The sequence below is a fragment of the Bacteroides caecigallinarum genome, assembly GCF_016901995.1.
GTDB lineage: Bacteria > Bacteroidota > Bacteroidia > Bacteroidales > Bacteroidaceae > Phocaeicola > Phocaeicola cellulolyticus.
Map to the genome: position 1 here is coordinate 24270 of NZ_JACJLE010000045.1, position 11533 is coordinate 35802.

Consider the following 11533-nt stretch of genomic DNA (forward strand, 5'->3'; position numbering starts at 1 on the left):
ATTCTTAATAACAAAAATCGGTATTTCAATTGACTTATGCAATAAATCATTGTCAAAAAAGTGTATTGATATCAGCGATGTATCTCCATTTCAAGCAAAACAGGCAAATGGTCGCTATATCCTCCTTTATATCTCATACCATTATACATACGATAAGGAGTAGTACCACCATACTTGTCGTCCTCTTCCAACAGAAAAGGAAAGTCAATGATGCATGCTTTTGAATATCTGGTGCGTATTTTACATTCTCCCAACAAGTTCCCGTTTACTATCATCTGGTCAAGAATTCCCCACTGACCGCGATAACGGTAGGTGCCTCCTTCCCTACCATCCATTAGATTATACAACATATTTTTTTCAATAGTATTTCCCGGTTTGGAAGCATTAAGCACTTCCGAAATTGACTTGTTATACGGATAGTCGTTGAAGTCGCCCATTATTATAACATTAGGGTTTACGCGTACACTCATCACGCTGTCTGCTGTCGATTTCAATATTTCGGCAGCCATAAGTCTGAACTTTTCAGATTTTCTCCATCCCCCGGAACGTGAAGGAAAATGCACTAGAAAAACATCAAGAGTATCACCTGTCACAATACGACCTGACGCATGAAGAATATCGCGTGTAGGTCGTCCACCAATACTCGCAGTGGGAACATGAATGAATCTTTTGTCAAGCAGTCTGAAAGTGTAAGGCTGATAAAGCAGGAGCACATCTATGCCTCGTTCGTCAGGTGAATCTGTAATTATATATTCATACCCCACTTCTTTCAACTGTGAGTATTTTACAAGTGTTTCTGCACAAAATTCATTTTCCACCTCACAAAGTCCTATGATATCGGGAACATTCTCGCGCGAGGCAGAAAGTATGACTCGGGCAATATTTTCTACTTTTTTCCGGAATTTACCGTAATTCCAGCCGCGAGGACTGTCAGGCATAAATTCCAAATCGTTTTTTAGGGAATCGTGACGGCAGTCGAAAAGATTTTCCACATTATATTCCATCACCAAAAAAGACTGTTGGGCAGCAAGGCCCAATGATATGAACCATGCCACCCAACATATCAATATTCTTATAAAGCTCATAATCAAGCTTTAGCAGGTATATTTTTAAGAACATCAAGTAAATGTCTCCAGAACTTATCTACTGTAGGGATAAGCATTCTTTCGTCAGGAGAGTGTACTCCACGCAATGTAGGTCCGAATGAAACCATATCAAGAGAAGGATATTTCTCGAGGAACAGACCGCATTCCAATCCGGCATGGATGGCTTTCACCTTAGGTTCTGTGCCGAACAATGCCTTATAACTGTCAACAGCCACTTTCAGAATCTCCGATGAAGGATTTGGCTTCCATCCAGGATAGCCATCACCTGTAGTGACAGTTGCTCCACCTAGTTCGAAAGCAGAACGTACTGTCTGCGACATATCCATACGTGAAGATAAAATAGAACTGCGCTGACTTGTAACAACCACAATCTGTCCGTCGCGCATCTTGATAGAAGCAAGGTTAGACGATGTTTCAACCAATCCTTCCATATCCTGACTCATGGCAAACACACCATTATGCACCGCATGGATAGAATTAAGGAACTTGGTCATTGCAGACTTCTCGATGACTTCCGGCAAAGCTGTTTCCGACTCAAGATCCATTCTGATGTTCGGCTCTGTAACAGAGAATTCGTTTTCAACGTCAGCAAGGAATATATTCAAATCCACTCTTACCGATTCCTTGTCCTTCATAGGAACAGCACATACAGCATGAGCTTCACGAGGTATCGCATTATGAAGGTTTCCTCCATCTATTTCTGCAATATATAAATCGTATTTCTGAGAGAGAAGCATCAGATAGCGATTCAATACTTTATTGGCATTAGCACGTTTCTTATTGATATCATCTCCTGAATGACCTCCTGTAAGACCTTTCACAGTAGCACGGAAAAAGAAATAACCTTCAGGTGATTTTACCATAGGACATGGGAACTGAGCTGTTGTTCCTGCCCCTCCGGCACATCCGATAAACAGTTCGCCTTCGTCTTCCGAATCAAGGTTAAGAAGAATATCTCCGTTCATAAAACCTTCTTTCAATGCGAATGCTCCGGTAAGACCTGTTTCTTCATCTACCGTGAACAAACATTCAACAGGACCATGCTGCAAGTCTTCTGATGCCAACACAGCAAGCTGAGTTGCTACACCGATACCATTGTCTGCACCGAGAGTAGTACCTTTAGCCTTCAGCCATTCACCGTCTATATATGTTTGAATAGGGTCATTTTCGAAATCATGTACAGTATCGTTGTTCTTTTCGCAAACCATGTCTATATGCGACTGCAGGATTACGGTCTTTCTGTCTTCCATTCCAGGAGTGGCATTCTTTTTTATCAAGACATTTCCGGCTTCATCCACTTTATATTCCAATCCTTTGCTTTCGGCAAAAGCGATAAGATAAGCACGGATTTTCTCTTCCTTTTTAGAAGGACGGGGAACCTGACATATTTCGTCGAAATAATGAAAAACAATCTTAGGAGTCAAATCTTTTACTTCCATAATAATCTGTATTAAGCATTTATGTATTTATTTTCTATGCAAAAATAAGTTAAATAAGCCGATTTACACCTTTATAATGACTTTTTTAAAAGCATTGTGAAGTTTTAATCGTAACAAAACTATATATTTGCACCACAAAAATAGTGAAAGGTGAGCGGAGAGGCAAATGAAAAAGGCAGTTTTTCAAATTTTGACTATCCCGAACAGTATCCTATTTATCATAAAAACTATAGCAATGCTTAAGATAATACTCGCTACACTTATAATAGTAGCTGTCTGTATAGCACTATTATGCGTAAAAATACTGTTCAAAAAGAACGGACGTTTCCCTAATACACATGTTAGCGGAAGTAAAGCCATGCGTGAAAGAGGTATCGGATGCGTGCAGTCGCAAGACAGAGAACAGCGTAAAACCAATCCTAACGCCATCTCGGAAAGACAGAAAAATGAAGAAGAAGAAGAATAATTAACTTAAATGATATAGAAAATTTATGAGAAAGACTAAGTACATCCTTAAAGGATTTTTAGCTGTGGTTATGGCTGTAATGTTTGTACAGTGCGCAGGAAACAATGGTGAATCAACACAAACAGCAGCACCTGTTGCAGCTACAGGTACAACAAACATGAAGATTGCATACGTAGAGATAGACTCGCTTCTTACAAAATATCGTTTCTGGAACGACCTGAACGAACTTATGATTAAGAAGGAAGAAAATATCCGTACTACTCTTAACGAAAAGGCAAAAGCTCTTGATGCAGCAATGAAAGAATTCCAGCGCAAATATGAAAACAATGGTTTCGTAAGTGCAGAAAGCGCTCAGCAGCAGCAGAACCGTATCATCAAACAGCAGCAGGATCTTCAGGCTTTGCAGGAAAAACTTAGCAAGGACCTTGCTGACGAAAACCAGAAGAACAGCCTTCAGTTGAGAGACTCAATCAACTCATTCCTGAAAATCTACAACAAGGATAAAGGTTATAGCTTGATTATCAGTAACACAGGTTTCGACAATCTTCTTTATGCAGATCCTGCATTCAACATCACACAGGAAATTGTTGACGGACTTAACGCACGTTACTCAGGTCTTAACAAATAATCTACTCTTCAGATAGCTTTTAAATGATGTCATTGACAGTTGGTCTGATATCAAACGAATATTGATAAGATAAATATTTCAGAATAGATAAAAAGGTGGATTTTTCCACCTTTTTTTTATTTTCCACCCGAACAAAAAGTATGCACGTTTTGTTATATAATCATATTACGACAACATAAAACGATAGACATATATGGAAACTTTTCATGAATTAATTTCTTCATCGGACGTACCTGTAATTGTGGATTTCTTCGCTGAATGGTGCGGTCCATGCAAGGCTATGGCTCCTATACTTAAACAAGTTAAAGACATACAGGGAGATAAAGTACGTATAATAAAAGTTGATGTTGACAAAAATAATGCACTGGCAATGAAATACAGCATACAGTCTGTGCCTACTCTGATGATTTTCAAAAACGGAAAACAGATGTGGAGACAAAGTGGAGTAATCAACACAGGCGAATTAAACAAAATCGTAGAAATGTTCAAATAAAAAAATAATTAAACTCTCATTTTTCATCATTAATTGCTCAAACATGGCTGAAAGTTTCCCCTATAAGCTTTCAGCCATATGTTTTTCACATCATTCCTTTATGTTTTTAATATAAACATCAGCTCGTGTCAGTACGTCACGTACAAAGTTATAGGTTTCTGTACCTCTGAAATAACCGTTCTTACAGACAGGATCCTTATAATACTCTTCCTTATTCTTCAGTAACATATATACTGCTACATTCCCATCCCATACATATTTGTCTTTGCCATATTTCTCAGCCAAAGCCATTGCGTCGAACACATGACCTATACCTGAATTATACGAAGCAAGCACAAACATCACACGCTCCCTGTCATCCTTTACCTTAGAGAAAATCTTCTGCAATTCTGATATGTATTTTACTCCCCCCTTGATACTCTGTTCAGGATCACTTTCCATTCCTACAGGAACACCGTAAGCTCTGGATGTAACAGGCATTAACTGCATTAATCCTTTTGCACCTGCCCAGGAAACAGCCGACGGGTTAAAATTAGATTCTGTATAAACCAAGGCTGCAAGCAATCTCCAGTCCCAGTTTATCTGCGGCGCATACTTTCTGAACAAATCGTCATAATAGGATATTCTTCCATCTTTAAGCGAAAGAATAGAACCTTGGGGAGTATGTTTGTTAAGTTCAAAATATCTTCTGGCACTAGCCTCGAACTCGGCTGAGTTTATATTCTCTCGATGCCATTTATCCGCAGCCTCAGCCAGTTTAGGAGATGTCTTTCTTACTGCCCACGCAGAACGCTGGTCGAAACTTATCTCCATACTTATATCCAGATTTGGATTATATGTCTTATTGATTTTAGCCAGTTCGTTATTAGTTACTGTATAATCAATTTTACCTTTGGCAACCATTTCGATAAGGTCTTCATTCGTTATACTGTCCTCGGTCACTTCGTGTATTATTATACCTCCCCCCAGTTCATGATTCAGATTTTCAAGTCGCTCCTCGTATTTCCCTGGCATAACATACACATCTTTACCTACTAATTGGGTCACATCGTTCAAGGCATCCTTATCGCTTCTTTGAACCAATACCTGATGCGATATATTCTCTTTGCCACAATATATCAACTCTTTTTTTCTTTCATTTGTTATGGCCAGATTGTATGCAATCAGATCTCCATCCCCCCTGAGCAAAGCATCTACCAATTCAACCTCTGAATTCAAGACCTTAACTTTCAATTCAACACCCAATGATTTCGCAAAGCCCTGTGCCAGTTCATACTGAAACCCCATAGGTACTTCCCTGTAATTAAAATATGACGCATAACTGTTTATTGTGAGCACTATGAGTTCGCCATCTTCAATAACCTGATCCAAATCATCATGAATAATTTCCACTTCACGCTCCTCTTTCACAACAAAAGGTATGGTTATAAAAGCTACCACAAGCACTATTATTGCAGGAATTAACACTCTATGTTTCTTCATCGTATCACATTTTAATAATTAATAAATATATTTCCGTATCTTTGCCGCATACAAAAATACTATAATAAATAAAATATACAAACTATGGTCAAGCACATTGTTATGTTCAAGCTGAAAGAAAGCTTGTCTGAAAATGAGAAAATTGAAATAATGAACAATTTCAAATCGGCTATTGAATCGCTGCCTGAAAAAATCAAATTCATAAAAGATATTCATGTAGGACTGAATATCAATCCTTCAGAAAAATGGGATATCTGCCTTGACAGCACTTTCGATTCGCTGGATGACGTAAAAGCATATTCTGTACATCCTGACCACGTGGCTGCTGCCGGAATAATAAAAGATGCAAAGGAAGACAGGGCGTGTGTGGATTTTGAAATATAATTGTAACAGCCTATGAAAAAGATTATCAACCCATGGAAAGGCATGGACGGTTATTACTGCTTCGGATGCGCACCCAACAACGAAGCCGGAGTGAAAATGGAGTTCTACGAGGACGGAGATGATATAGTAAGTATCTGGCATCCTGAAGCAAAATATCAGGGATGGGTAAACACACTGCATGGTGGCATACAGGCTACACTTCTGGACGAGATTTGCGCATGGGTGATAGCCAGAAAGCTTCAGACTACCGGTGTAACGTCAAAAATGGAAACCAGATACATGAAATCCATTATGACTACCGATGACTATGTGGTACTACGTGCACGTATCAGAGAACAGAAACGAAACATCATACTGGTAGGCGCATCAATCTTTAATATGAATGGCGAAGAATGTACAAAAGCTACATGTACCTACTTCACATTCTCTAAGGAAAAGGCACAAAAAGACATGTTTTTCAACGGATGCGAAACAGAAGAAGAGGATGTAAATCCACTAATTTGAAAGAAAAATCAAACTTTTTGCATTAAAAATTTGGAATTATAAATCTTTCACTATACTTTTGTCGCAAACAATAAGAAAAAGTTATGATTTTTACAACTGCTCTACATCACCATCATCATTTCCTGACGAAATAATCGGTAGGCTGATGGCTCATGCAGTTCATTATAGAAAAAGATTTATTCAAGGCTTGCCGTAAAACAAACGGTGAGCCTTTTTTATTAATGCAGATTATAAACTTTTAAAATCGAAAAATATGCTAAGAATTGCCGTACAATCAAAAGGCCGCTTGTTCGAAGACACAATGGCCCTGCTTGCAGAAGCTGACATCAAACTGTCAACATCAAAACGCACATTGCTCACACAGTCAACAAACTTCCCTGTAGAAATCCTGTTCCTGCGCGATGACGACATACCTCAATGCGTGGCAAGTGGAGTTGCCGACATGGGTATAGTAGGTGAAAACGAATTTGAAGAAAGAGAAGAAGAAGCTGATATTGTCCAAAGACTGGGATTCAGCAAATGCCGTCTGTCTCTAGCCCTGCATAAAGAAATTGAGTATAACGGTCTGGAATGGTTCAACGGAAAGAAAATTGCTACTTCCTATCCGGTAATTCTGAAAAAATTCCTCGATAAGAATAACATAAAAGCTGATATACACGTTATAACAGGTTCGGTAGAAATAGCTCCTGGAATAGGATTGGCAGACGCCATATTCGACATAGTAAGCTCAGGCTCAACACTTATCAGCAACAACCTGAAAGAGGTAGAGGTGGTAATGAAAAGCGAAGCTCTGCTGATTGGCAACAAGAACATGAGTGAAGATAAAAAAGAAATCCTCAAGGAACTGCTGTTCAGACTGGATGCCGTAAAAGCTGCCGAAGACAAGAAATATGTACTGATGAATGTTCCTACCGACAAGGTGAAAGATATTATTGAGGTACTTCCAGGAATAAAAAGCCCTACAGTCATGCCACTTGCCACCGAGGGATGGAGCAGCGTGCACACTGTACTGGACCAGAAATGTTTTTGGGAGATAATAGGAAAACTGAAAGCTATCGGCGCACAGGGAATATTGGTTCTTCCTATCGAAAAGATGATCCTCTAAGAATAAGAATAAAGATTTAAAGTTGTTAGTTTTTAGTTGTTAGAAATCTATGCTGATATAACTAAAAACTAATAACCAACAACTAAAAACTAAAAAATGAACATAATAATATATCCTGCACGGTCAGAATGGAAAAACCTTCTGAGTCGTCCCACATTAAACACGGCAACACTTCGCGACACAGTGCTACAAGTACTTGGTGATATACGCGAAAAAGGCGACAAAGCCGTTATTGAATACGAAGAGAAATTCGACAAGGTAAAACTGTCGTCACTCGAAGTAACTGAAGAAGAATTTGCTGAAGCTGAAAAAGCTACCGATAACACACTGAAGGAAGCCATCGGCAAGGCATTGGAAAATATTCGCACATTCCACGCATCACAAAAGTTTGAAGGACAGAAAGTCACTACTACAACAGGAGTTACATGCTGGCAGAAAGCAGTAGCCATAGAGAAAGTAGGTTTATACATTCCAGGAGGAACAGCTCCCCTTTTCTCTACAGTGCTGATGCTCGCAGCTCCGGCAAAGATTGCAGGATGCAAAGAAATAGTCCTGTGTTCACCTCCAAACCGTGAAGGTAAAATCAACCCAGCTATACTTTATGCAGCCAAGGCAGCCGGAGTAAGCAGAATATTCAAAGCCGGTGGCGTACAGGCTATAGGAGCAATGGCATACGGTACTGAAAGCATCCCAAAAGTATATAAGATATTTGGGCCGGGCAACCAATACGTAATGGCAGCCAAGCAGGAAGTATCACTACACGATGTAGCTATAGATATGCCTGCCGGACCTTCGGAAGTAGCTGTGCTTGCAGACGAAACAGCCAATCCGGCATACGTGGCATCCGACCTGCTCTCACAGGCAGAACATGGAGTGGACAGTCAGTCAATATTGATTACGACTTCAGAACAGCTCATCAATGCCGTTAAAGAGGAAGTGGAAAAACAGCTGGCTGTATTACCAAGAAAGGAAATAACAGAGAAATCACTTTCACACAGCAAACTTATATTGGTAAATACCATTGACGAAGCTATAGAAATGACTAACGAATATGCACCTGAACACCTGATTATAGAAACTAAGGACTATATGCAGGTAGCAGAACGAATAGTCAATGCCGGCTCGGTGTTCCTCGGTCCATACACACCTGAAAGTGCAGGCGACTATGCTTCGGGAACCAATCATACCCTTCCTACCAACGGATATGCAAAAGCCTACAGCGGAGTAAATCTGGACAGTTTCACCCGCAAGATTACATTCCAGGAAATCACACGCGAAGGCATAATGAACATAGGACCTACCATCGAGACAATGGCTGCAAACGAGTTTCTTGACGCACACAAGAACGCAGTCACAGTAAGACTAAAATCATAAGAGAAAATACAATGAAACCATTAAACGAACTTATACGTCCCAATATATTGTCACTGAAACCATATTCTTCTGCCAGGGATGAGTATAAAGGGGTTACAGCATCAGTATTCCTCGATGCAAACGAAAACCCATACAACTCGCCGAACAACCGCTACCCGGACCCTTTGCAGACTGAACTGAAGACTTTGGTTTCAAGGGTAAAGAAGGTTGCCAAAGAAAGAATATTCCTCGGCAATGGAAGTGATGAGGCTATAGACATTCTCTATCGTACATTCTGCGTTCCCGGTGTAGACAATGCCGTAGCTATAGATCCTACATACGGAATGTATGAAGTATGTGCCGACATAAACGATGTGGAATACCGCAAGGTACTGCTTGATGAGAACTTTCAGTTCAAGGCTTCAGACCTTCTGGCAAAGACTGACGACAAGACAAAGCTTATCTTTCTCTGCTCGCCAAACAATCCTACCGGCAACAACCTCTGCAAAAAAGAGATAGAAACAGTACTGCAGGAATTCGGAGGAATAGTGGTTATAGACGAAGCTTACATCGACTTCTCGGATGAAGTTTCATTCACCACGATGCTTGACAAATATCCTAACATGGTAGTCCTGCAGACATTCTCAAAGGCATGGGGATGTGCAGCCATCCGTCTCGGTATGGCGTTCGCTTCGGAAGAAATCATATCTGTGTTCAATAAGGTGAAATACCCTTATAACGTAAACCACCTGACACAGACAGAAGCCATCAGCATGATAGGAAAAGAATATCAGATAAAGGAATGGGTGAAGACACTGCTTGCCGAAAGAACCAGACTGATAGAGAAATTCGGCAAACTTGCATGCTGCGAACATATCTACCCTACCGATGCCAACTTCTTCCTTGCCAAAGTCACTGACGCAAAAAAGATATACGATTATCTGGTAAATAAAGGAATAATAGTAAGAAACCGTACAAATGTCACTTTGTGCCATAACTGCCTCAGAGTTACTATAGGTTCACGTCCTGAGAACGACAAACTTATAGAGGCCCTTGAAAACTATAAATAAGGAGAGACAATGAAAAAGATATTATTCATAGACCGCGACGGAACACTGGTGATAGAACCACCTGTCGATTATCAGCTCGACTCTTTCGAAAAACTTGAGTTCTATCCTAAGGTTTTCCGGAATCTGAGCTTTGTGCGCGAAAAACTGGACTACGAATTCGTTATGGTAACCAATCAGGACGGACTCGGAACAGACTCATTTCCGGAAGATACATTCTGGCCTGTACACAATCTTGTAATGAAGACTTTTGAAAACGAAGGAATAACCTTCGAAAATGTCTGTATAGACAGAAGTTTTCCTGAAGACAATGCACCTACCAGAAAACCACGCACAGGAATGCTGGCACAATATATCAACAACCCTGAATACGACCTGGCAGGAAGTTATGTTATAGGCGACCGTGCCACTGATGTAGAACTGGCCAAAAATCTTGGATGCAAAGCCATTCTCCTGCAAGATGACAAAGAAATTCTTAAAGAGAAATCACTGGAGGAATATTGTTCCCTTGCGACAAAGGACTGGGACAAAATAGCCGAATTCCTGTTTGCCGGAGAGAGAAAAGCTGAAGTAAGACGAACAACAAAAGAAACCGATATTTATATAAGTCTGAACCTTGATGGTAACGGAGCTTGTGATATAAGTACCGGATTAGGATTTTTCGACCACATGCTTGAACAGATAGGTAAACACGGAGGACTGGATCTTACGATAAAAGTAAAAGGAGACCTCGAGGTAGATGAACATCACACCATAGAAGACACTGCTATAGCTCTTGGAGAATGTATCTACAAGGCATTAGGCAACAAACGCGGAATAGAACGATACGGTTACTGTCTGCCTATGGACGACTGCCTGTGTCAGGTAGCACTCGATTTCGGAGGACGTGCCTGGCTGGTTTGGGATGCAGAATTCAAGCGTGAGAAAATAGGCGATATGCCTACCGAGATGTTCCTGCATTTTTTCAAGTCATTAAGTGATTCGGCACGAATGAACCTCAACATAAAGGCTGAAGGCCAGAATGAGCACCACAAGATTGAAGGTATTTTCAAAGCTCTTGCACGAAGTATCAAAATGGCCGTAAAACGTGATGTATATCACTTTGAAGTTCCGTCAAGCAAAGGATGTATATAACAACAACTCATTAATAACCGAAGGAGGCTTAACAGCCTCCTTTTTTGTTAATAAGAATTTCAAACCAGCCAAAACAGTTAAACTATGTTATAAAACACACATTTTCGCACACAAAACTTGCAAATTCAGGAAAAGTCCGTACCTTTGTAACGTGTTTTTCATAGTATTAGATTTTAAGGTTAACAAAGGTTGGAGTACAGCGGTACTCCTTTTTTTATGTCTATACATTTCATATCTATATATACAAAATGCCGTCCGAACATGGCGCAGTAGAAATTTAGTGGGGATTAATTTTTATTATCCCTATAAATTGCGACCTTTGTCTTATGGAAACGAATCAATTGGAAGTGCTTGCACGCATCGTGCTACCTT

General features: G+C 40.1%; 12 protein-coding genes. 9 read left to right on the forward strand and 3 right to left on the reverse strand.

Annotation, left to right across the window (positions count from 1 at the left end):
- Positions 1–71: 71 nt before the first annotated feature.
- Both H6A61_RS11775 and H6A61_RS11780 read right to left on the reverse strand, forming a co-directional pair.
- Positions 72–1085 carry an endonuclease gene (locus tag H6A61_RS11775; RefSeq protein ID WP_204393835.1) on the reverse strand — a complete coding sequence of 338 codons (1014 nt, stop codon included), beginning with the start codon at positions 1083–1085 and terminating at the stop codon, positions 72–74.
- Between the two features lie 2 nt (positions 1086–1087).
- On the reverse strand, positions 1088–2545 hold the full coding sequence (locus H6A61_RS11780) for an aminoacyl-histidine dipeptidase (RefSeq protein ID WP_204393838.1): 1458 nt from the start codon (positions 2543–2545) through the stop codon (positions 1088–1090).
- A gap of 235 nt (positions 2546–2780) precedes the next feature.
- Between H6A61_RS11780 and H6A61_RS11785 the strand changes: the two genes are divergently transcribed.
- The 3 genes from H6A61_RS11785 to trxA all read left to right on the forward strand — a co-directional run bounded on the left by H6A61_RS11785 (position 2781) and on the right by trxA (position 4132).
- The gene (locus H6A61_RS11785) at positions 2781–3011 is read left to right on the forward strand and encodes a hypothetical protein (protein WP_204393840.1); all 231 of its coding nucleotides are present in this window, start codon (positions 2781–2783) and stop codon (positions 3009–3011) included.
- A gap of 25 nt (positions 3012–3036) precedes the next feature.
- The gene (locus H6A61_RS11790; protein ID WP_204393842.1) at positions 3037–3639 is read left to right on the forward strand and encodes an OmpH family outer membrane protein; all 603 of its coding nucleotides are present in this window, start codon (positions 3037–3039) and stop codon (positions 3637–3639) included.
- 193 nt (positions 3640–3832) lie between these two features.
- A complete protein-coding gene (trxA, locus tag H6A61_RS11795; protein ID WP_204393844.1) occupies positions 3833–4132 on the forward strand; it encodes a thioredoxin in 300 nt (99 codons plus the stop codon).
- A 90-nt stretch (positions 4133–4222) separates the two neighbouring features.
- On the opposite strand, the gene H6A61_RS11800 is transcribed toward trxA, so the two are convergent.
- Positions 4223–5614 (reverse strand): transglycosylase SLT domain-containing protein, encoded by a 1392-nt coding sequence (locus tag H6A61_RS11800; RefSeq protein ID WP_204393846.1) that lies wholly within the window; start codon positions 5612–5614, stop codon positions 4223–4225.
- 84 nt (positions 5615–5698) lie between these two features.
- Between H6A61_RS11800 and H6A61_RS11805 the strand changes: the two genes are divergently transcribed.
- From H6A61_RS11805 to hisB, 6 genes are all read left to right on the forward strand, one after another.
- Entirely contained in the window at positions 5699–5998 is a 300-nt protein-coding gene (locus tag H6A61_RS11805) for a Dabb family protein (RefSeq protein WP_204393848.1), read from the forward strand.
- A 12-nt stretch (positions 5999–6010) separates the two neighbouring features.
- A complete protein-coding gene (locus H6A61_RS11810; protein WP_204393849.1) occupies positions 6011–6502 on the forward strand; it encodes a PaaI family thioesterase in 492 nt (163 codons plus the stop codon).
- Between the two features lie 253 nt (positions 6503–6755).
- The gene (gene hisG, locus H6A61_RS11815) at positions 6756–7607 is read left to right on the forward strand and encodes an ATP phosphoribosyltransferase (protein ID WP_204393851.1); all 852 of its coding nucleotides are present in this window, start codon (positions 6756–6758) and stop codon (positions 7605–7607) included.
- Positions 7608–7703: 96 nt separating this feature from the next.
- Positions 7704–8981, forward strand: coding sequence for a histidinol dehydrogenase (gene hisD / locus H6A61_RS11820; protein ID WP_204393853.1), 1278 nt, complete (start codon positions 7704–7706; stop codon positions 8979–8981).
- An 11-nt stretch (positions 8982–8992) separates the two neighbouring features.
- Positions 8993–10030, forward strand: coding sequence for a histidinol-phosphate transaminase (hisC, locus tag H6A61_RS11825; protein ID WP_204393855.1), 1038 nt, complete (start codon positions 8993–8995; stop codon positions 10028–10030).
- 9 nt (positions 10031–10039) lie between these two features.
- The gene (gene hisB, locus H6A61_RS11830) at positions 10040–11161 is read left to right on the forward strand and encodes a bifunctional histidinol-phosphatase/imidazoleglycerol-phosphate dehydratase HisB (RefSeq protein ID WP_204393857.1); all 1122 of its coding nucleotides are present in this window, start codon (positions 10040–10042) and stop codon (positions 11159–11161) included.
- Positions 11162–11533: the final 372 nt, after the last annotated feature.

What these genes read in the sequence shown, in the direction of transcription:
- hisD (WP_204393853.1), top strand. Translation starts at nt 7,704, where the DNA reads ATGAACATAATAATATATCCTGCACGGTCAGAATGGAAAAACCTTCTG.
- hisG (WP_204393851.1), top strand. Translation starts at nt 6,756, where the DNA reads ATGCTAAGAATTGCCGTACAATCAAAAGGCCGCTTGTTCGAAGACACA.
- hisB (WP_204393857.1), top strand. Translation starts at nt 10,040, where the DNA reads ATGAAAAAGATATTATTCATAGACCGCGACGGAACACTGGTGATAGAA.
- H6A61_RS11810 (WP_204393849.1), top strand. Translation starts at nt 6,011, where the DNA reads ATGAAAAAGATTATCAACCCATGGAAAGGCATGGACGGTTATTACTGC.
- H6A61_RS11780 (WP_204393838.1), bottom strand. Translation starts at nt 2,545, where the DNA reads ATGGAAGTAAAAGATTTGACTCCTAAGATTGTTTTTCATTATTTCGAC.
- H6A61_RS11800 (WP_204393846.1), bottom strand. Translation starts at nt 5,614, where the DNA reads ATGAAGAAACATAGAGTGTTAATTCCTGCAATAATAGTGCTTGTGGTA.
- H6A61_RS11785 (WP_204393840.1), top strand. Translation starts at nt 2,781, where the DNA reads ATGCTTAAGATAATACTCGCTACACTTATAATAGTAGCTGTCTGTATA.
- H6A61_RS11775 (WP_204393835.1), bottom strand. Translation starts at nt 1,085, where the DNA reads ATGAGCTTTATAAGAATATTGATATGTTGGGTGGCATGGTTCATATCA.
- H6A61_RS11790 (WP_204393842.1), top strand. Translation starts at nt 3,037, where the DNA reads ATGAGAAAGACTAAGTACATCCTTAAAGGATTTTTAGCTGTGGTTATG.
- hisC (WP_204393855.1), top strand. Translation starts at nt 8,993, where the DNA reads ATGAAACCATTAAACGAACTTATACGTCCCAATATATTGTCACTGAAA.
- H6A61_RS11805 (WP_204393848.1), top strand. Translation starts at nt 5,699, where the DNA reads ATGGTCAAGCACATTGTTATGTTCAAGCTGAAAGAAAGCTTGTCTGAA.
- trxA (WP_204393844.1), top strand. Translation starts at nt 3,833, where the DNA reads ATGGAAACTTTTCATGAATTAATTTCTTCATCGGACGTACCTGTAATT.